Source organism: Jiangella gansuensis DSM 44835 (genome assembly GCF_000515395.1).
GTDB classification, from domain to species: Bacteria; Actinomycetota; Actinomycetes; order Jiangellales; family Jiangellaceae; genus Jiangella; species Jiangella gansuensis.
Genome location: NZ_KI911782.1, coordinates 2,913,451 through 2,932,706 on the forward strand (window position 1 = coordinate 2,913,451; position 19,256 = coordinate 2,932,706).

The following is a 19,256-nucleotide window of genomic DNA, read 5'->3' on the forward strand; positions in this document are numbered from 1 at the left end:
CCGTGCGTCCGCCTCCTCCGCAGGAGCTGTACGACCATGACGCGCAGCCGGGCGGTCGTCGCCGTTCTCGGTCGGCTGTCGGTACTGGCACCGACCATCACTGGCCATGGGGGGCATGGTGCACACCAGGGGCACATCATCGGCCGGCATCGACGAGCGAGCCGGCTGGACGCACGCTGATCACGTGATGGACCAGCTGGAGGAGACGATCCTCCGTGACTACCTCAACGCACAGTGCCGAGTGCTGGCCCGTCGGCACCCGTACAAGGACTTCCTGCTCGTTCGAACGCTCGCCGACCAACACCAGCACGCCGCCTGGGAGGCGAAGCAAGGGCGGCAGCAGCGCGCCCGGGTCATCCTGAGCGCGCTCGAGCGGTTCCATCCGATGTCGACGGAGCTCATCCTGGTCTGCCGCGTCACCTCCGACCCCGCGTGGGCGCTCGCCGACTGGACCGAGGGCCTGCACCGCCGGGCCATCGAACGGCTGCACTCGGCGCTGGCGGCGTGCGCCGTCCTGGCCGGAGGGTACGACCACGACTACCTGACGCCCCGGCGCATCTACCTCGCGTCGCACGTCGCGCGGGTCGAACTGTCACGTGGCGCGCCACAGCGGGCGGCCAGCCTGGCCGACGCACTCACCGCGGTGGCGGCTGGTTCGGCGCGGCGTTGGCCGTTCGAGGACGCCGCGACCCTGCGGGTTCCGCTCCACGGCAACGAGCGGATGATGCTCGACGCCCAACTGGCCAAGCTGCGGTCGATCGCCGCTTCGCGATGAACGACCACGACGGCATCCAGGTCGCGGCGGCGCGCGCCGGTGCGACGGGCCTGTTCGCCGGCTGGCAGGTCGGCGGAGGCGGCGACGGCGGAGCGTGGACGGTGTACCGCCCCTCGGGGCTGTACGACGCCGAGGTCGGCCTCAAGATCCACATCTCGGCTGGCCTCGGGGCGGCGGCCGACCTGCTCGACCGAGTGCTCCCGATCCTGGCCCGGGCCCGTTACCCGTTCAAGCACGCTGCCACCATGCAGCACTTGGCCTGGCTTTCCAGCGGACGCGCAGGGGCCGCTCAGATCGGCAAGTTCCTCACCGTCTATCCACCGAGCTCCCCGGACGCGCGCCGGCTCGCCTGGGCGCTGCACGAAGCCACCACCGGCCTGGGCGGCCCCCGGATCGCCGGCGACGTCCCCGTGACGGCGGGCAGCCTCGTCCACGTCCGCTACGGCGCGTTCACCGAGCACTGGCTGCAGCTCCCGACCGGCCGCATCACCACGGCGCGGCGGGCCGGCGACGGCTGGGAGCCCGACGAGCGTGAGGCACCGGCGCCCGGACCTCGGCCGGCGGGTGGCCGGTACATGCTCGCGCAGCGGCTGCACGCCAGCCCGAAGGGGTCCACCTGGCTGGGATTCCGGATCGACGGCGACGGCGACGATCTGCTGGTGGTGAAACAGGCCCACGCGTTCGTCATGGAGGCCGCCGACGGCGCCGACGCCCGGTCCCGCCTGCGGCACGAGGCGGAGCTGCTGCGGACCCTGGCCGGCACGGGCGTCACCCCGGCTCTGGTCGATGCTTGGGACGAGCCCGACCTGTCGTTCCTCGTATACCGGCTGGTCGAAGGGCCGACCTTCGCCTCACTCCTGACCGCGCTGGCCGAACAGCTGACCCGGCCGCCGATCTCCGTCCTGCGCGGCTGGGCGACTCAACTGTGCGACGCCGTCGGCGCGATCCACGCCGCCGGGATGGTCCTCGGTGACGTCAAGCCGGCGAACCTCATCGTGACCGACCGGGGGTTCCGGGTCGTGGACGTCGAGCTGACCGGCCCGCCGACCTCCGAGCCGGTCCCCGGCATCGGCACGCCCGGCTACACGTCTCCGCAGCAGGGCGATCCGGCGCTGGGCCGCGGATTCTCCGACGACGTCTACGCCGTCGGAGCAACCCTGTTGTCCGCAGCGCTGCTGGTCGACGCGTCGGCGCTACCTGACAGCCGCCGCGCGGCGCTCTACGAGCTCGCGCGCGACCCGGGCAACGCGTACTTCACGACGGTCGCGCGCTGCCTGGACCCGGACCCTGCCGGCCGCCCCGGTTCGGTCGAGGAGATCCGCCACGCGGTGCATCGGACTCGTGCCCGCGGCCGGTCGGCCACGCTGCGCCGCCGGCCGTCGTTGTCGTCGTCCTCGGCACCACGCCGGCTCGAACTCGCCCGCGAAGTCGGCGACATCCTCCTGCGCTCGGCTGTGCGCCGCGGCCGCCATGTCTTCTGGACGTCCCAGCATCCCATCCAGAGCGGCCAGGCCGGCAGAGACCTCTATGCGGGATCCGCGGGCCCGGCGCTCTTCCTCGCCGCCATGGCAGCGGCCACCCGCGACGGCGACTACCTGGAGGCCGCGCTCGGCACCGGCCGCTGGCTGTGGGAGGCGCCGCCCGGCTACGCGCGCCAGGTCCCGATGCCGGGTCTGTACTTCGGTGAGTGCGGGCCGGGTCTGCTCTACCTCGCGCTGGCCGGGCTGACCGGCGACGACGGCTGGGCCCGCCGCGCCCGAGCCGTCGCCGACCGCGTGCACGCGATGCCGGCGCATTCCCCCGACCTGATGACCGGCGCGGCCGGCACCGTCCTGTACCTCCTCGCCATGCACCGGGCACTAGGAGACGAGTCCATGCTGGCGCGGGCGGGCGCGCTCGTCGAGGACCTGGCCCGCACCTGCGACGGTCCCGGCTTCCGCTGGCCGATCCCGCCGGGCCACGACGGGCTCAGCGGCCAGGCGTACCTGGGCATGTCCCACGGCACCGCCGGCATCGGTTACGCGATTGCCGAGTACGCCGCCGCGGCCGACGACGCCGCCGCCCACCGCCTGTGCGCTGACGTCGCGGCCTGGCTCGTCGACCAGGCCGTCCCTTGCCTGCCCGACGGCACCGGCCTGACCTGGTCCGCGTCGGGCGACCCGGGGTCCCCCCGGGCGGTCTACTGGTGCCATGGCGCCCCCGGCATCCTCCGCTTCCTCGTCCGGGCCTTCGAGGTGACCGGCGAGGCCGCGCTCGTCGACGCAGCCGAGCGTGCCGGGCGGACCGTCGTCGCCGGCTCCGTCTGGTGCGGCACCTCGCAGTGTCACGGCCTGGCCGGCAACACCGAGGCTCTGGTCGATCTCTGGCAGGGCACCGGCGACGACCGCTGGCTTCGGCAGGCCTGGGAACTCGGCGACAACCTCGCCGCTTGCCGCCGCGGTGACGGCGACTGGCCCACGGAGTATCGGGACGTGGTCGCCCCCGACCTGATGGTCGGGCGGGCCGGCATCGGTGCCGGGTTCCTCCGCCTCGCCATGCCCCACTCGGCGCACCTGCTCTCGCCGGCCGCGTCCCGGCCGGTGACCGAGCCGTTGGGGATCTCCAACGGCCGCCCACGCGAAGGGAGAACGGACCATGCCCAACATGCGGAAGAGAGGACCGGGTGAGGATGATCTCGAGATCGCCGCCCGCGTCATGGACACGGTGGAACGGCAGATCGGCGCCTACCGCATCTCGCTGGAGAAGGTCCGGATGTTGCGCAAGGAGTTCGCTCTCGACCCGGATCTGCAGAAGCGGGCCCTGGCGAACGGCGAGGCCATGTCGCGCCTGCTGATCGAGCGCGGGGTGCCGGAGAACTTCGCCTACGGCATGGCTGCCGAGGACTTCCAGGACGAGGCCCTTGCCGCCCGCGCCGGCATCTGGACGTGGGACTGTTGCTGCACGTCGTGCTGCCTCACCAGCTGCGAGTGCACGCTCATCACGAGCATCGGAGCCTCGCCGGGCCAGGTGAAGCAGGGTTAGCGCGGCCGTAGCGGCGCGAACACGCGCAGGGCGCGCGGGACGAGGTCGAAGGTCCGCGGCAACGGGCCGAGCCGTTCGCCGTCGACGTAGGCCGTGATGCCGGGCGCGTCGAGCTTGACCCGCCGCGCCCGGCGCACCGACACGAACGGGTAGCCGGTGTAGGTGCCCCGCCGGACCCGGCGGAACGCTCGTACCAGCGTCAACCTGCTGACCGGCGCGACGATGACCACGTCGAACAGGCCGTTGTCGAGTTCGGCCCCCGGAGTCATGCGCAGTCCGCCGCCGTAGGACGGCAGGTTCCCGACGGCGACGAGCATCGCCTCGACGTCGGTGACCTCGCCGTCCAGCTCCAGGTGGTACGGAATGGGCCGGAACACGCCCAGCTCGGCGAAAGTGGCGATGTCGTAGCGGCGCGGCCCGCGCGGCCAGCGCATCCGGTTCACGCGGTCGTTGACCTTCGCGTCGAAGCCGGTGGCCACCACGCCGGCGAACCACTGGCCCTCGGAGCGGCCGAGGTCGACGTCGCGGTGCCGACCGCCGGCGACGACGGCCACGGCGGCCCGCGGGTCGTTCAGCGGTATGCCGAGCCCGCGGGCGAAGTCGTTGCCGGTACCGGCCGGGATGACGCCGAGCGGGGTGGTGGTACCGGCGACCGCCTGCAGGCCCAGGTGGACCATGCCGTCGCCGCCGACCACCACCAGCGCCCGGACACCGTCCTGAACGCTCTCGCGGGCGAGGTCGGCGGCCTCACGCACGTCGCGCCCGGCCAGCTCCCGGACCGTCAGCCCGGCATCAGTCAGCCGGCCGGCCGCCCGCCGGCCCGCCCGCGCGCCGCGCCCCCGACCGGCCGCCGGGTTGACCAGGAGCGCGATCTCCTCGCCCATGGGTCACAGGTCGTCGTCGACGCGTCCCAGCCGGCGCAGTTCGTCGTCCGGAGTGGCTTCGTCGTCGGCCAGCACGGCGCCGGTGGTGCGGTCGCGGCGCCGGTCCATGACCCGGCAGATCAGCACCGCCGCCTCGAACAGCAACCACATCGGTGTGGCCAGCACCAGCAGCGACAGCGGGTCGCCGGTGGGCGTGGCGATGGCGCCGAAGGCGAAGATGCCGACGATGACCCAGCGCCGCGCCGTACTCAGCGTCTCGTGCCGCAGCACGCCGACCGCATTGAGCAGCACCACGAAGATGGGCAGCAGGAAGCCGACGCCGAAGACGAGCACGAGCCGGATGGCGAAGCTCAGATAGCTGCCGAAGTCGACGATCATGCTGACGTTGTCCGGGGCGAAGTTCTGCATGAAGACCATCGCCCGCGGCATCAGCCACATGGCCAGCAGCACGCCGAGACCGAACATCGGCACCGCCGCACCCACCACGGCCAGCGCCCAGCGCTTCTCGTTGCGGTACAGGGCCGGCGTGATGAACGCCCACAGCTGGTAGATCCAGACCGGTGCGCCGAAAACCAAGCCGGTCAGCATGGCGATGCGCAGCGGCACCACCAGCGGGTCCATCATCTCGCGGAAGTTCAGATCGGCGTCCATGCCGGTCTGCGCCCGCGCGTCCTCGAACGGCCCGATGAGGAAGTCGAAGATCCAGTCGCGGAAGATGAACCCGACGATGCCGAAAGCCACCACGGCCAGGGCTGACTTGAGCACCCGCGAACGAAGCTCGCGCAGGTGCTCGGTCAGTGTCATACGGCCTTCGGGGTCCGGTTCGGGCTTCGAGCCCTTGCCCCGCCGGCCAATCACCGTCGCCACGTCGTCGGGTGTGTTACCGGGATCAGGCGTCGCGACGCGTCTGGTCGTTCACCGGCTGAGCCGGCTCCTGCGGCGTGGCCGGCGGCTCCACCGCACGCTGGGGCTGCGGCTGGGCCGGCTGCTGCTGCGGGGTCTCGCCGGTGACGTCGTCGGCCTTGTCGTCGTTGTTGATGAGGCCCTGCGTCTCGGTCTTGAAGATCTTCAGCGAGCGCCCCAGCCCACGGGCCGCTTCCGGCAGCCGCTTGGCGCCGAAGAGCAGGAGCACGATGGCCAAGACGATGACCAGCTGCCAGGTGCCGATGCTACCCATGGTCGACCTCTTCCTGACGGGGGACGTCCCGTCGATGGTACCCGTTAGGCACGATGCGCTCCGCATGCCCGAGATGCCCCTCCGGGCGTGCGTTCGGGTCATACTCCACCCTCGATCCTATGGCGGAGTCAAGGTCACCGTGGAGTTCCTGGAACTCGTCGTTCAACCGGCCGAGCTTGCGGACCAGCACCACGACGGCGCGCACGACCCACGCGATGGCGCCCAGCAGGGCCACCCCGAGGAGCACGAACAGCCATGCGGCGAGGGTCGACATGAATGCCGACCCTACTGCACGTCGTAGGCGCTGAGGGCAGCCCGGGCCTCCGCGGTGACCTCGGCGCCCAGGTCAGCGGGTTCTACGACCCGGCCGGTCTCGCCCAGCCGCAGCGCGAGGCGCCGCACCCACTCGCGGTCACGCGCCCGCAGCCGCAACCGCAGACCGTCGCCGGGGAGCTCCTCGGCGCTCTCGTGCGGGTAGTAGTCGGCCACCCAGCGGCCAGCCGGGGTCAGCTCGATCGTCACCAATTCGTCACTCGGCGACGGCTGGAAGAGCCCGGCGTCGAGGTCGCGCGGACGGGCCTGGCTCGGAACCTCGGCCGCCACGTCGAGCATCTTGACGTCCAGCACCCGGTCCAGCCGGAACAGCCGCACCGACTCCGCGCGGTGGCACCAACCCTCGAGGTAGAGCCGCCCGTCGACCACCACCAGCCGCATCGGGTCGACGTCGCGCTCGGTGGCTTCGTCGCGCGCCGGCACCCAGTACGACAGGTGCAGCCGGTTCTTGCCGTCCAGCGCGGTACGCACCGTAGCGGCGACGTCGGCGACGGCGTCGGCGTCCACCTGGACCTGCACGGACGCAGCACGCTGGGCGGCCTCGCCGGCGGCGTCCTCGAGCTTGGCGATGGCCCGCTCGACGGCCCCGCGCTCGAAGGACCCCGGCACCGCCGCGAGCGTGCGCAGTGCCACGATCAGCGCCACCGCCTCGTCGGCGTGCAGCCGCAACGGGCGGGCGAGGTAGTCGGCGTTGGAGACGCTGATGATCCCTTCGCCCTCGACGGCCTCCATGTCGACCTCGATGTAGTCGCCCATCTGCAGGCCGGGCAGGCCGGAGAACCACAGCACCTGCAGGTCGCGGATGACCTGGCGTTCGCTCACACCGAACAACGCCGCCACCTCCGACACCCGGGCGCTGGGGTGCGAACGCAGGTACGGCAGCATCGACAGCAGGCGCGTCACCTGGGCCTGGGCGCTGTCCGCGCGCCGGGCCGGCGCCCGGCCGGTGGACGCCTTCGCCTTGCGCGTCCCGGTGCGGCGGCGGCCGGCAGCGCCGTCTGCGGCTTTGTTCGTGGTGCTCACGCCGGCACCGCCACGATGGCGCGCAACCGCTCGACGACGGCATCGCGCAGCTCGGTCGGCTCCAGCGCCACGACGTCGGCGCCATGACTGACCAGCTCTTCGGCCAGCGCCTGGTTGCTCGTGTAGGGCACGTTCACCTCGTCCCATCCGGTACTCAGGTCCGACGAGACGAACGTAGCGCGCCGCCGCAGCCCGTGCCCGCTGCCGAACCGGACCCGGATCTTCGCGGTCAGCACCGGCGAGCGCTCGGGCGGAGCCAGCGAGGCGGCCGCCTCGCGGACCGTCTCCGGTGCGGGGACGTCGTAGCTGCCGGCCGGACCGTCCGGGCGGACCTCGTCGACGATGCGCGACATCCGGAACATCCGCGCCGCGCCCCGGTCGGTGTCGAAACCGACCACGTACCACCGGCCATGCCACGACAACACGCTCCACGGCTGCACGTGCCGCAGCAGCGGCTGCGCCGTCGAACTCTTGCGGTGCAGGAAGGCCACCGGCCGGCGGTCACGCACCGCCTCCCAGAGCGGCCAGAACGCCGGCTCCTCTCCCCCGACCCGTGGCTCGACGGCGCCCAGCGACCGGGTGTCGGCCTCGACCCCGACCGCCTGCAACTTCAGCACGGCGGTGCTGGATGCCTCGGACAGATACGTGTGCTGCCAGACCCGGGCGGCCAGGCCGACGACGGCGGCCTCGTCCGGCTCGAGCCGGATCTCGGGCAGCTCGAACTCGTGCCGCTGGATGCGGTAGCCGGGCTCCTCGTCGCCGACCGGATCGAACGAACCGGTCTCGATCGGGATGCCGACCTCGCGCAGTTCCTCCTTGTCACGCTCGAACATCCGCTCGAAGGCCTCGTCGGTCTGGTCGCCGTAGCCGCCGACGACCTCTCGAATACGACTTTTCGGCACATACCCCCGCGCAACGAGCAAACAGATGACCAGGTTCATCAGCCGTTCGCTCTTGGCCGCCTGCGACACGCCCTACCCCCAATCCCGATGCCAGCGCGAGAGTATCCGGTGGCTAGTCTCTGCGCGTGATCCGCTGGCGAAACGGTGTAGTCAAAACAGTAGACGGCTCCTGGCCCGGAGCCATGGAGCTGCGGGTGAATGTCGACGGTGAGGTCGTGCGCGCGCTGGCGTACGTGGACCTGGTGGGCCGGCCGCAGCCGGGCGACATCGTCGTGCTGAACACCACGGCACTCGCGATGGGGCTCGGCACCGGCGGCTACGCGCACGTCGTCGCCATCCCCAACCGGTTGCCGCCCGACCCCCCGCCCGGCCCCGGCCACCTGGTGAAGGCCCGCTACACGCCTCTGCAGGCCACCGTCCTGGGCGTGGACGAACAGGACTCGGACTGGCACGAGCTGCTGCGCGACGCCGACGACCTCGAAGGCATGCCCGTCGTCGCCGCCGACCTGCACTCGGCACTGCCGGCGATCCTCGCCGGGCTGACCACGGAAGCGGAGTACCCGGCGTCGGTGCGGGTGGCCTACGTCATGACCGACGGCGGCGCGCTCCCGGCATGGTTCAGCCGCTCGGCCGCGGCGCTGCGCGAGGCCGGGTGGCTCACCGGCACCGTCACCGTCGGGCAGGCCTTCGGCGGCGACCTGGAGGCCGTCACCCTGCACACGGGCCTGCTGGCCGCCCGGCACGTCCTGGGCGCGGACATCGCCGTCGTGGCGCAGGGGCCCGGCAACCTCGGTACCGGGACCCGGTGGGGCTTCTCCGGCGTCGCCTGCGGCGAGGCCGTCAACGCCGCCGTCGTGCTGGGCGGCCGGCCGGTCGCGTCGCTGCGGGTCAGCTCGGCCGACCCGCGGGCCCGTCACCACGGCGTGTCGCACCACAGCCTGACCGCGTACGGCAAGGTCGCGCTGGCGCCGGCCGACGTCGTGGTGCCCGACCTGCCCGGCGAGTTCGGCGAGAAGGTGCGCGACCAGGCCGCCCGCCTCAGGTCGCGGCACAACGTCATCACGGTTCCGGTGGACGGCCTGGCCGACGCGCTCGCCCAGGTGCCGGTGCGGCTGTCGACCATGGGCCGCGGTCTGGACGAGGACGCCGCGTACTTCCTCGCCGCGGCCGCTGCCGGCCGCCATGCCGGAGGCCTGCTCCGCCACGACGGCTGACGCCGCGGCGGGCGGCCCCGCCCCCGGGCCCGCCCCCGACGCAAATGATCACGTTGACCATGGGTCCTCCCGCCTCACCAGGGATGCTTGCCTGGTGAGGCGGGGGTACCCATGGTCAACGTGATCATTTTCCGGCTCGACACGCGGAGCCGGGCAGTGCGTCAGCGGACCGCCAGGAGGTCGATCACGAAGACCAGCGTCTTGCCGGAGAGGCGGTGACCGCCACCGGCCGGGCCGTAGGCCTGCTCCGGCGGGACCACGAGCTGCCGGCGGCCGCCCACGCGCATGCCCGGGATGCCGTCCTGCCAGCCCTGGATGAGACCGCGCAGCGGGAACTCGATCGGCGCGCCGCGGTTCCACGACGCGTCGAACTCCTCGCCCGACTCGAACTCCACGCCGACGTAGTGCACCAGGACGGTGGCACCCGGGGTCGCCTCGGCCCCGTCGCCGACGGTGAGGTCGCTGATCTGGAGCGTGGTCGGGGCGTCGCCGCCGATGAAGTCGATCTCCGGCCGCTCCATCAGAACGATCCGATGATGTCGATGACCAGCACGAGCGGTGTGCCCTCGCCGCCGTCCGGGCTGGGGTTGTCGGTGGCCGAGATGCGGCTGACGACGCGCGTGCCCACGGTCTGCCCGGTCAGCGCCTCGGCGAGACCCGGGATGCCGGCCAGCTGCTCCGGTGCGAGCACGATGGGCGCCTGACCCTCGTCCCAGGTGCTGATGACGTCCGCACCGTCCGGGTAGGACGCCTGCACCATGTTGACGACGAGGTTCGCGCCCAGCTCCGGGCCGTCACCGGTGACGACGACGGTGGTGTCGGACGCCTCGGGCGGCGTGGCTCCCGCGAAGTCGAGGGTGGGCGCGGCGCCCTCTTCGCCGTCCGTGACGGCCGGCATGCCCTCGGGCAGGTCGGCGACAGCCTCACCGGACGCGCTGGCCGTCGGGTCGATCGAGTCGATGATGTCGACGACGAAGACGAGCGTGTCGTTCTGGAGGTCGTGACCCTCCTGCGCGCCGTAACCCTGGTCCGGCGGAATGGACAGCAACACCCGGGAGCCGATGGGCTGGCCGGTCAGGCCGTCCTTCCAACCCGGGATGACCTGGTTGAGCGAGAAGCCCGCGGCCTGGCCGCGGTCGTAGGAGTTGTCGAACACGTACGGCTCGGCGTCGGCCGGTGCCTCGCTCGGGTCCTCGGTGGCGCTCGGGTCCTCGGTGGCGCTCGGGTCGGTCGCCCCGCCGGCCGAACCCTCGGTCGCCGCCGGGTCCTCAGCCGGGTCGGTGGCGGCGGGGTCCTCCGGAGCCGGCGCCTCGGCGGCGCGCGGCTCCCAGGTCTGCCCCAGGTAGTTCGCCACGACGACGTCGTTCTCGCCGACCTCTTCGCCGTCGCCCTCGGAGAGCACCTGAACCTGCAGGTCCGACGGCGGGTCCTCGTCCGGGATGGTCAGCGTGGGCTTCTCGCCAGCCTCGCCGGCGACCTCGATGCCCAGGTCGGAAGTGGTGACGGGACCGTCGGTGGAGTCGCCACCGCCGTCGCCCTCGTCGGAGCCGCAGGCCGTCAGCGCCACGGCGGACGCCACGATCAGCGCGGCCAGTGCCTTTCTAGTGCGCACGGTGAACAAGTCCTTCATCTCTTCGCGGGCTGGAGGTGTTCGGTTGGAAAGGGCAACCCTAAACGCAGCACCTGAGAACTACCTGAACGGGTCGCGGCACGCAGCTTACGCCTACATGCCCTCGATCAGCCTGGCCACCCGCTCGTCGACGGAGCGGAACGGGTCCTTGCAGAGGACAGTCCGCTGGGCCTGGTCGTTCAGCTTCAGGTGCACCCAGTCGACGGTGAAGTCGCGGCGCCGTTCCTGGGCGCGCTTGATGAACTCACCGCGCAGCTTCGCCCGGGTGGTCTGCGGCGGCACCGACTTCGCTTCGAAGATCTCGACATCGCGGGCGACCCGCTGAACCTGCCCGCGCTTCTCGAGCAGGTAGTAGAGGCCGCGGCCGCGGTGGATGTCGTGGTAGGCGAGGTCGAGCTGCGCCACCCGGGGGTGCGTCAGGGTCATGTTGTGCTTGGCCCGGTACCGCTCGATCAGCCGGTACTTCGTGACCCAGTCGATCTCGCCTTCGACCAGCGCGAGGTCGGCGGAGTCGATGGCCTTGATGGTGCGTTCCCACAGCTCCAGGACCCGGCGGATGGCGGGGGTGGCGATCTCGCGCCGTTCGACGAAATCGCGCGCCTTGGTGAAGTACTCCTCCTGGATCTCCAGCGCGGATGCCTCACGCCCGCCGGCCAGGCGGACCTTGCGCCGGCCGGTGAGGTCGTGGCTGATCTCGCGGATGGCCCGGATCGGGTTCTCCAGGGTCATGTCGCGCAGCCCGACGCCGGACTCGATCATGCGCAGGACGAGGTCGGTGGCGCCCACCTTGAGCAGCGTGGTGCACTCGTTCATGTTGGAGTCGCCGACGATGACGTGCAGCCGCCGGTACCGCTCGGCGTCGGCGTGCGGCTCGTCACGGGTGTTGATGATGGGGCGGCTGCGGGTGGTGGCGCTGGACACGCCCTCCCAGATGTGCTCGGCCCGCTGACTGACGGCGAACACCGCGCCCCGCGGGGTCTGCAGCACCTTGCCGGCCCCGCAGATGATCTGCCGCGTGACCAGGAAGGGAATGAGCACGTCGGCCAGCCGGGAGAACTCACCGTGCCGGCCGACCAGGTAGTTCTCGTGGCAACCGTAAGAATTGCCGGCGGAGTCGGTGTTGTTCTTGAACAGGTAGACGTCGCCGGCGATGCCCTCTTCGGCCAGCCGCTTCTCCGCGTCGACGAGCAGGCCCTCGAGCACCCGCTCACCGGCCTTGTCGTGCGTGACCAGGTCGGTGATGGAGTCGCACTCGGGCGTCGCGTACTCGGGGTGGCTGCCCACGTCGAGGTACAGCCGGGCGCCGTTGGAGAGGAACACGTTGCTGCTGCGGCCCCAGGTGACCACCCGCCGGAACAGGTAGCGCGCCACCTCGTCCGGCGACAGGCGCCGCTGTCCGCGGAACGTGCACGTGACGCCGTACTCGTTCTCGAGCCCGAAGATGCGGCGGTCCATGATGTCGACCTTAGTCGCCCGACTGCTCTGAGCCGGGCTCCGGTCCAGGCTCGGAATCACCTCGGTTCAGCAACGAATCGAGCATCGCTCGCGGGATACGCCGGAACGTGCGCCGCGGCCGGTCCCGGTCGAGGACGGCGACCTCGAGGGACGACGTGGCCAACTGCCGCGGCTCGTCGGTGTCTCGGCCGAGCGCGTCGACGGCCAGGCGCAGCGAACCCTCCAGCGATGCGCCCTCGCTGAAGTGTTCGCTGACGTACCGCCCGACCTGCTCCGCCGCCCCGCCCATGACCGAGAAGCCGCTGTCGGCGGCCACCGAGCCGTCGTAGGTGATGCGGTAGATCTGGTCGTCGCCCAAGGTCAGCCCCACCTCGGCCACCACGAGCTCGACCTCGTACGGCTTCGGGTCCTGCGTGAAGATGGTGCCCAGCGTCTGGGCGTAGACGTTGGCCAGCGCCCGGCCGGACACGTCGACCCGGTCGAACGAATACCCCCGCAGGTCGGCCAGCCGAACCCCGGCCTGGCGGAGATTCTCGAACTCGTTGTACTTGCCGACGGCGGCGAACGCGATGCGGTCGTAGATCTCGCTGATCTTGTGCAGCGACGGCGACGGGCTCTCGGCCGCGAACAGGATTCCGCCCGCGTACTGGATGACGATGACGGACCGGCCGCGAGCGATGCCCTTGCGGGCATAGTCGGCCCGGTCCTTCATGATCTGCTCGGGCGAAACGTAACCGAACTGCATCGACACCGATGGTCCTCTCGACGGACGTGTTACTCAGCGGCTCTGGGTGGTCTGACCGGTCATCGCAACGGGGCGACGGGGCCGTCGGGGCGGGTGTTGCGGGCCTCGACGACCGCTTCGACGATCTCCGCGACCGCGGCCTCGTCACGCTTGCGGAAGCCGTCGCCGTCGACGACCGCCACGATCGGGTAGATGCGCCGCTGGAGGTCCGGACCGCCGGTCGCGGAGTCGTCGTCGGCGGCGTCGTACAGCGCCTGGACGGTGACCGTGATGGCCTCGTCGACGGTGAGGTCGTCGCGGTACAGCTTCTTCAGCGCGCCGCGGGCGAAGATGGAGCCGGAGCCCACGGAGTAGAACTGGTGCTCCTCGTACCGCCCGCCGGTGGCGTCGTAGGAGAAAATGCGGCCCTCGCCGCTGCCGTGGTCGTAGCCGGCGAACAGCGGAACCACGACGAAGCCCTGCATGGCCAGGCCGAGGTTGCCACGGATCATGTGCGACAGCCGGTTCGCCTTGCCCTCTAGGGACAGCACCGTGCCCTCGATCTTCTCGTAGTGCTCCAGCTCCAGCTGGAACAGCCGCACGATCTCGGTCGCGATGCCCGCGCTGCCGGCGATGCCCACCGCCGAGAACTCGTCGGCCTGGAACACCTTCTCGATGTCGCGCTGGGCGATGAGGTTGCCGCTGGTGGCCCGCCGGTCACCGGACATCACCACGCCGCCGGAGAACGTCGTGGCCACGATGGTGGTGCCGTGCGGGGCCAGGCCGCCCGCGTCGGCGCCGGCCGGTATCCGGTTCCCAGGGAGCAACTCGGGTGAGTGCTGCCGGAGGAACTCCGTGAACGACGACGTCCCCGGGGTCAGGAACGCCGCCGGCAGGCTGCCGATGCGGGACACGTCCACTTACTCTCCACCCTTCTGCACGAACGACCGGACGAAGTCCTCGGCGTTCTCCTCCAGCACCTCGTCGATCTCGTCGAGGATGGAGTCGACGTCGTCATCGAGCTTGTCCTGCCGCTCCTTGAGCTCTTCGCTCGTTTCGGCCGTCTCGGTATCCTCGACGTCCTCGTTCTTCCGCGGCTGCTTGTGGCCGCCGGTTGTCTCACGCGCCATCGCCAACCTCCACCTCGGTCGCCTAGTCCCGACCCTATCCAGGAGTGGTGACATCATGCCGCCCCCGGGCCGTCTCCGGTCGAGTGAGATCGCGGGTTACGCCGACAGCGAAGCGCCCGCGGCCGGCGGGCCACCAGGCGAACTCACGCCTCACCAGGCATGCATGGGTGGTGAGGCGTGAGCACCCCAACGCCACGTGATCATTTCCAACCCGGCGGGCGTGGAGCCGGGCGCGGGGCCGCCGTCAGCGCTTGGTCAGCGCGCTCACCAGCTCGACAGCGGTGTCACAGGCGTCGAGCAGGTCACCGACGTGTGCGCGCGTGCCGCGGGAGGGGTCCAGGGTGGGCACCCGCTGCAGCGCCTCGCGGCCGGGCAGGTCGAAGATCACGGAGTCCCAGGACGCCGCCGCAATCGAGTCGGCGTACTTGTCCAGGCAGCGGCCGCGGAAGTACGCGCGGGTGTCCTCGGGCGGCTGGTGCACGGCGTCGTCGATGTCCTGGTCGGTGACGAGCCGGCGCATCCGGCCCTTGGCGACCAGCCGCCGGTACAGCCCCCGCTCGGGCCGGATGTCGGCGTACTGCAGGTCGATCAGGTGCAGCTTCGGGTGCGACCAGTCCATGCCGTCGCGGTCGCGGTAGGACTCCAGCAATGCCAGCTTGGCCACCCAGTCGAGCTGGTCCGACAGCGACATCGGGTCGGTGGCCAGAGCGGTGAGCGTGGCCTCCCAGCGCCCGAGGACGTCGGCGGTGACGGGGTCGACGTCGGCGCCGTAGCGGTCCTCGACGAACTTGCGGGCCTGTTCGGCGTACTCGGTCTGCAGCTGGACGGCGGTGATGCGGCGGCCGTCGGCCAGCTCGACCAGGTGCCGCAGGGACGGGTCGTGGGAGACGTCGTGCAGCGCGCCGACGGGCCGGGACACCGTGAGGTCGCCGGCGAGGAAGCCCTCCTCGATCATGGCGAGCACCAGGGCCGTGGTGCCGAGCTTCAGGTACGTGGAGATCTCGGACAGGTTGGCGTCGCCGATGATGACGTGCAGCCGCCGGTACCGCTCGGGGTCGGCGTGCGGTTCGTCGCGCGTGTTGATGATGGGGCGCTTCAGCGTGGTCTCCAGCCCCACCTCGACCTCGAAGTAGTCGGCGCGCTGCGAGATCTGGAAGCCGTCGGTGCTGCCGTCCTGGCCGATGCCGACCCGGCCGGCGCCGCAGACCACCTGACGCGACACGAAGAACGGGATGAGGTGGCGCACGATGTCGGCGAACGGCGTCGCGCGGTTCATCAGGTAGTTCTCGTGGCAGCCGTACGAGGCGCCCTTGTTGTCGATGTTGTTCTTGTACAGCTGGATGGGCTGCGCACCGGGAAGCCGGCCGGCCCAGCTGGCCGCCACCCCCATGATGGACTCGCCGGCCTTGTCCCACACGACGGCGTCGCGCGGCGAGGTGACCTCGGGAGAGGAGTATTCCGGGTGCGCGTGGTCGACGTAGAGCCGTGCACCGTTGGTGAGGATGAGGTTGGCCAGCCCGATCTCCTCGTCGGTGAGCTGGCTGGCGTCGGCGCCACCCCGGGAGAGTTCGAAGCCCCGGGCGTCGCGCAGCGGGTTTTCCTCCTCGAAGTCCCAGCGGGCCCGCCGGGCGTGCGCACGCTGAGCGGCGTAGCCGTTCACCACCTGCGAGGACGCCAACATGGAGTTGGCCGCGGGGTTGCTCGGCACCGAGATGCCGTACTCGGTCTCGATTCCCATGATGCGCCGGGCACTCATGCATCGAGCCTACGGCAGCGACCGCCCCACACCCACGCGGCGACGTCTATACACTTGCCTGGACGATCTCTCTGCGAGGCAGGGCCATGACCGAGCTCGACGACCGTGTCGCCACGACGATCGCGGCGCTACGCGCCCGTGGTGCGAGCTTCGCCCTGGTCCACGGCAGTCGAGCGCGCGGCGACCACCGGCCCGAGTCCGATCTCGACGTCGCCGCCTGGTGGCCTGCGAACCCCCCTCAGCAGTTCGAGATCCTGTTGCCACCGCGGGTCGATCTTCTCGTCCTCAACCACGCCCCACTGGAGCTGGCCGGACGGGCCGCAATGGAGGGCATCGTCCTCTTCGACGACGACCCGCCGGCGCGCGTGCGCTGGACCGCCACCACGCGCAAGATCTATGCCGATGAACTGCCCCGACTGACCCGGGCGCACCGCGAGTTCGCCGAAAGGGTGCGCCGTGGTCGATGAGACGCGGATCCTGCGCCTGCTGCGTTCCGCCGCCGACGACGTCGCCGCGCTGCGGGCGGTCGCCTACCTGGATCGCTGAGCGGCGCCCAGCGCGCCAAGGGGTGCCGGTTCCGGGTACTCCACGCCCAGCAGGCCCAGCGCCTCGTCGAGGATGGCGGCGATCTCGACGGTGTCGGACAACGGCATCTCCGGACACTCGGTGCGGCCCTCGCGGACGGCCTGGGCCACGGCGCGCAGCATCGGGACGTAACCGCGGCCCTCGGCCTCCAGTTCGATCTCCCGGACCTCCTCGACCCCGCGGCCGGGCGTGTTCACGTGCCGCAGGAGCGACGGGTGGTGGAACCGCGGCGGCACCTCCAGCCGGCCGGTCGTGCCCAGGACCAGCGCCGAGCCGGGTACCGGTGACACGAGGGATGCCTCCAGGTGCGCCCGCGCACCGCCGGTCCAGCGCAGCAGCATGCCCGCCTCGGCGTCGATGCCCTGCTCGTTCAGCGAACCGCTCACCGTGACATCCTGCGGCGCGCCCAGCAGCATCTGCGCGAACGCCACCGGGTAGATGCCGACGTCGAGCAGCACGCCGCCGCCCTGTGCCGGGTCCCACAGCCGATGCGACCGGTCGTGCGGCGCGACGAACCCGAGGTCGGCGGAGACGGACCGGACGTCGCCGATGACGCCGTCGGCGACCAGCTGCCGCAGCTGGACGATGAGCGGATTGAACCGCGTCCACATGGCCTCCATGCAGAACACCCCCCGGTCGCGGGCCAACTCCACCAGGCGGGTGGTCTCGGCCAGGGACGTACTGAACGCCTTCTCACACAGCACGGCCTTGCCTGCTTCGAGGGCGAGTTCGACCACCGGTGGGTGCTGGGCGTGTGGCGTGGCGACGTAGACGACGTCGACGGCCGGGTCTTCGACCAGGGCGCGGACGTCGTCGTAGGCGCGCTCGACACCGTACTGGCGGGCGAACTCCTCGGCCCGGAAGTGCAGCCGGGAGCTGACGGCCGCGAGCCGGCTGTTCTCCAGCAGGCGCAGGTCACCGGTGACGGAGTGGGCGATGGATCCGGTGGCGACGATGCCCCACCCGATGGCGCGTTCGGAAGTCACGGAACCCGAACCTATCCTCCCGTCCCGATCGCTCGGCTACGCGGCCACGTGGACGGCAGGTGCTGGGACGCCCTTGCGTGCCAGCCGGTAGGCGGCTCGGTTGAACATCGCGCGCACGATCAACGGGTGGAGGTGGCGGATCAGCGCATAGTAGGCCCGTCCGCGTCGATCGTGCAGCTGCACGGCACCGCTCAGTACGATCCGTGTCGGCTCGCACCGCACCGCGGTGCGGAAGTCCAGATGACCGGCGTCGGCCCCGAGCAGCACCTCGTCCTCGCCCCGCTCGATGACGGCGAAGGTGTCCGGACTCCCCCGGTCGATTCCGACGAGTCCGACGAGGCGCTCGCGTATCCCCATCAGCGCGCCGCCCCACGGCGGCAGGTCGGTGAAGATCGCCTGCGCCCAGAGGTCCGGGTCGGCCGGAGTCTCGCGGCGGCGCTCGATCACGAACACGTCGGAGTCGTCGACTCGCGGCAGTGCGCCGACGATCAGGCCGGCCTGCGGCTGCTCGACTGCGCGGGCTCTCGGCCGCTCGAACCAGCGCAGCAGTCGTGCGTAAGCGGACAAGGCGGTCGGGCGCGCGGGCGGCGCATCCACGGCGGCCTGCAGGCGGTCCAGCACCTGCTCGAGGACGGCGTCGTGGGACGGCTCGATCAGGGTCTTCCAGGCGAGCCACGCCGCCGGCCCGGCGTCCGCATCGACCTCGTGCCGGACAGCCGAGCGCCCCGGACCGAGCGTTGTCACGGTGAAGGTGTGCGTGCCGGTGATGCCGAGCCCGTCAGGGAACGTGAACTCGACCAGCCGACCGGGCTCGTAGGCGCTGATCGTGCCGTGGGTGCCGCTCGCACCGACCGCGAGCGGCCCATCGAGCCGCATCGGCTCCCACAGCGGGGGGTAGAGCACGTCGTCGGGCTGGCCCATCGTGGCCAACAGCGGCGCGATGTCCTCCGCGCCGGCGTCGACGACTCTCTCGTGGACGTTGCGGATTCTCATGCGATCCCCTTCCATACGCCACCGTATGGCGTAACCATACGGTACCGTATGGCTGTGCCGTCGAGACAACGTCTTTCCGCCGCCGACTGGACGGTCGCGGCGTTCGAGGCGCTGGCCGACGGCGGACTCGCCGCCGTCGCCGTCGAGCCGATCGCGGTCCGTCTCGGCGCGACAAAGGGCAGCTTCTACTGGCATTTCACCGGCCGGGACGCGCTGATCACGGCGGCGCTGGAGCTGTGGGAGCGCGTCGACACCGAAGAGGTCATCGCCGAGATCGACGTCCTGCCCGCGGGCCTGCCCCGCCTGCGCGCCCTGATCGTCGGGGCGGTGGAGAGCCGCAACGACCAGGGTGCGCGCGCGGAGTTGGCGCTGCAGCCGACCGCCCGCCATCCGCTCGTCGCCCCGGTGCTGGCCCGGGTCACCCGCCGACGCCTCGGCTACCTCGCCGAACAGTTCGCCGAGCTGGGGTTCTCACCGGACGAGGCGGCGCGCCGGGCCCAGCTCGCCTACACCAGCTATCTCGGGCTTGCACAGCTCGCGCACGCGACACCCGGTGAGGCAGATCTCTCGCCCGCCTTCCTGGACACGATGCTCGAGGTGCTCGCCAATCCCACCCAGCCGGCGTGACCGGCTGACCGATTGTCGGCGGTCGCGTGGCGTGATCTCGT

At 71.3% G+C, this 19,256-nt stretch carries 21 protein-coding genes; 6 read left to right on the forward strand and 15 right to left on the reverse strand.

The annotated features are described in order from the left end of the window. The first annotated feature begins 184 nt into the window (after nucleotides 1-184). From JIAGA_RS0114055 to JIAGA_RS0114065, 3 genes are read left to right on the forward strand one after another with little or no spacing between them, the layout of a single operon-like run. Nucleotides 185-775 carry a hypothetical protein gene (locus JIAGA_RS0114055; protein WP_157553149.1) on the forward strand — a complete coding sequence of 197 codons (591 nt, stop codon included), beginning with the start codon at nucleotides 185-187 and terminating at the stop codon, nucleotides 773-775. Then, nucleotides 772-3,441 (forward strand): class III lanthionine synthetase LanKC N-terminal domain-containing protein, encoded by a 2,670-nt coding sequence (locus JIAGA_RS0114060; protein ID WP_026876155.1) that lies wholly within the window; start codon nucleotides 772-774, stop codon nucleotides 3,439-3,441. Before JIAGA_RS0114055 ends, JIAGA_RS0114060 begins: the two co-directional genes overlap by 4 nt. Further along, entirely contained in the window at nucleotides 3,419-3,796 is a 378-nt protein-coding gene (locus JIAGA_RS0114065; protein ID WP_157553151.1) for a hypothetical protein, read from the forward strand. The genes JIAGA_RS0114060 and JIAGA_RS0114065 overlap by 23 nt, the downstream gene beginning before the upstream one ends. Here JIAGA_RS0114065 and JIAGA_RS0114070 read toward each other — a convergent pair. From JIAGA_RS0114070 to JIAGA_RS0114095, 6 genes are read right to left on the reverse strand one after another with little or no spacing between them, the layout of a single operon-like run. Continuing rightward, entirely contained in the window at nucleotides 3,793-4,680 is an 888-nt protein-coding gene (locus tag JIAGA_RS0114070; protein WP_026876157.1) for a diacylglycerol kinase, read from the reverse strand. The genes JIAGA_RS0114065 and JIAGA_RS0114070 overlap by 4 nt on opposite strands. A gap of 3 nt (nucleotides 4,681-4,683) precedes the next feature. Beyond that, nucleotides 4,684-5,547: a twin-arginine translocase subunit TatC gene (tatC, locus tag JIAGA_RS0114075; protein WP_157553153.1), complete on the reverse strand. Its 864-nt coding sequence runs from the start codon at nucleotides 5,545-5,547 to the stop codon at nucleotides 4,684-4,686. A 22-nt stretch (nucleotides 5,548-5,569) separates the two neighbouring features. Next, a complete protein-coding gene (gene tatA, locus JIAGA_RS0114080; RefSeq protein WP_026876159.1) occupies nucleotides 5,570-5,857 on the reverse strand; it encodes a Sec-independent protein translocase subunit TatA in 288 nt (95 codons plus the stop codon). After that, complete coding sequence (locus tag JIAGA_RS0114085) at nucleotides 5,850-6,131, reverse strand: hypothetical protein (protein WP_026876160.1); 282 nt, start codon at nucleotides 6,129-6,131, stop codon at nucleotides 5,850-5,852. The genes tatA and JIAGA_RS0114085 overlap by 8 nt, the downstream gene beginning before the upstream one ends. Nucleotides 6,132-6,142: 11 nt before the next feature. After that, complete coding sequence (locus JIAGA_RS0114090) at nucleotides 6,143-7,213, reverse strand: helix-turn-helix transcriptional regulator (protein ID WP_211239654.1); 1,071 nt, start codon at nucleotides 7,211-7,213, stop codon at nucleotides 6,143-6,145. Continuing rightward, a complete protein-coding gene (locus JIAGA_RS0114095; RefSeq protein WP_026876162.1) occupies nucleotides 7,210-8,184 on the reverse strand; it encodes a helix-turn-helix transcriptional regulator in 975 nt (324 codons plus the stop codon). Before JIAGA_RS0114095 ends, JIAGA_RS0114090 begins: the two co-directional genes overlap by 4 nt. A 56-nt stretch (nucleotides 8,185-8,240) precedes the next feature. Between JIAGA_RS0114095 and JIAGA_RS0114100 the strand changes: the two genes are divergently transcribed. After that, complete coding sequence (locus JIAGA_RS0114100; protein ID WP_026876163.1) at nucleotides 8,241-9,329, forward strand: DUF3866 family protein; 1,089 nt, start codon at nucleotides 8,241-8,243, stop codon at nucleotides 9,327-9,329. A gap of 161 nt (nucleotides 9,330-9,490) precedes the next feature. On the opposite strand, the gene JIAGA_RS0114105 is transcribed toward JIAGA_RS0114100, so the two are convergent. The 7 genes from JIAGA_RS0114105 to dop form a co-directional block, all read right to left on the reverse strand. After that, nucleotides 9,491-9,853 carry an FKBP-type peptidyl-prolyl cis-trans isomerase gene (locus JIAGA_RS0114105; protein ID WP_026876164.1) on the reverse strand — a complete coding sequence of 121 codons (363 nt, stop codon included), beginning with the start codon at nucleotides 9,851-9,853 and terminating at the stop codon, nucleotides 9,491-9,493. After that, nucleotides 9,850-10,941, reverse strand: coding sequence for an FKBP-type peptidyl-prolyl cis-trans isomerase (locus JIAGA_RS0114110; RefSeq protein WP_245597181.1), 1,092 nt, complete (start codon nucleotides 10,939-10,941; stop codon nucleotides 9,850-9,852). The genes JIAGA_RS0114105 and JIAGA_RS0114110 overlap by 4 nt, the downstream gene beginning before the upstream one ends. Before the next feature lie 111 nt (nucleotides 10,942-11,052). After that, complete coding sequence (gene pafA / locus JIAGA_RS0114115; RefSeq protein ID WP_026876166.1) at nucleotides 11,053-12,414, reverse strand: Pup--protein ligase; 1,362 nt, start codon at nucleotides 12,412-12,414, stop codon at nucleotides 11,053-11,055. Nucleotides 12,415-12,424: 10 nt separating this feature from the next. Beyond that, nucleotides 12,425-13,165, reverse strand: a complete 741-nt coding sequence (prcA, locus tag JIAGA_RS0114120; protein ID WP_026876167.1) for a proteasome subunit alpha — start codon at nucleotides 13,163-13,165, stop codon at nucleotides 12,425-12,427. A 53-nt stretch (nucleotides 13,166-13,218) separates the two neighbouring features. After that, nucleotides 13,219-14,058: a proteasome subunit beta gene (gene prcB / locus JIAGA_RS0114125; RefSeq protein WP_026876168.1), complete on the reverse strand. Its 840-nt coding sequence runs from the start codon at nucleotides 14,056-14,058 to the stop codon at nucleotides 13,219-13,221. Next, entirely contained in the window at nucleotides 14,059-14,268 is a 210-nt protein-coding gene (locus JIAGA_RS0114130; protein WP_026876169.1) for a ubiquitin-like protein Pup, read from the reverse strand. It lies immediately after the preceding gene. A gap of 244 nt (nucleotides 14,269-14,512) precedes the next feature. Further along, the gene (gene dop, locus JIAGA_RS0114135) at nucleotides 14,513-16,024 is read right to left on the reverse strand and encodes a depupylase/deamidase Dop (RefSeq protein ID WP_026876170.1); all 1,512 of its coding nucleotides are present in this window, start codon (nucleotides 16,022-16,024) and stop codon (nucleotides 14,513-14,515) included. 86 nt (nucleotides 16,025-16,110) lie between these two features. Between dop and JIAGA_RS0114140 the strand changes: the two genes are divergently transcribed. Beyond that, on the forward strand, nucleotides 16,111-16,491 hold the full coding sequence (locus tag JIAGA_RS0114140; protein WP_026876171.1) for a nucleotidyltransferase domain-containing protein: 381 nt from the start codon (nucleotides 16,111-16,113) through the stop codon (nucleotides 16,489-16,491). A 63-nt stretch (nucleotides 16,492-16,554) separates the two neighbouring features. Here JIAGA_RS0114140 and JIAGA_RS29760 read toward each other — a convergent pair whose 3' ends face one another. Continuing rightward, a complete protein-coding gene (locus JIAGA_RS29760) occupies nucleotides 16,555-17,595 on the reverse strand; it encodes a Gfo/Idh/MocA family protein (protein ID WP_051426082.1) in 1,041 nt (346 codons plus the stop codon). Between the two features lie 36 nt (nucleotides 17,596-17,631). Beyond that, complete coding sequence (locus JIAGA_RS0114155) at nucleotides 17,632-18,588, reverse strand: DUF2867 domain-containing protein (RefSeq protein WP_035812528.1); 957 nt, start codon at nucleotides 18,586-18,588, stop codon at nucleotides 17,632-17,634. 48 nt (nucleotides 18,589-18,636) lie between these two features. On the opposite strand from JIAGA_RS0114155, the gene JIAGA_RS0114160 reads away from it, so the two are divergent. Beyond that, entirely contained in the window at nucleotides 18,637-19,215 is a 579-nt protein-coding gene (locus tag JIAGA_RS0114160; protein ID WP_026876173.1) for a TetR family transcriptional regulator, read from the forward strand. Nucleotides 19,216-19,256: the final 41 nt, after the last annotated feature.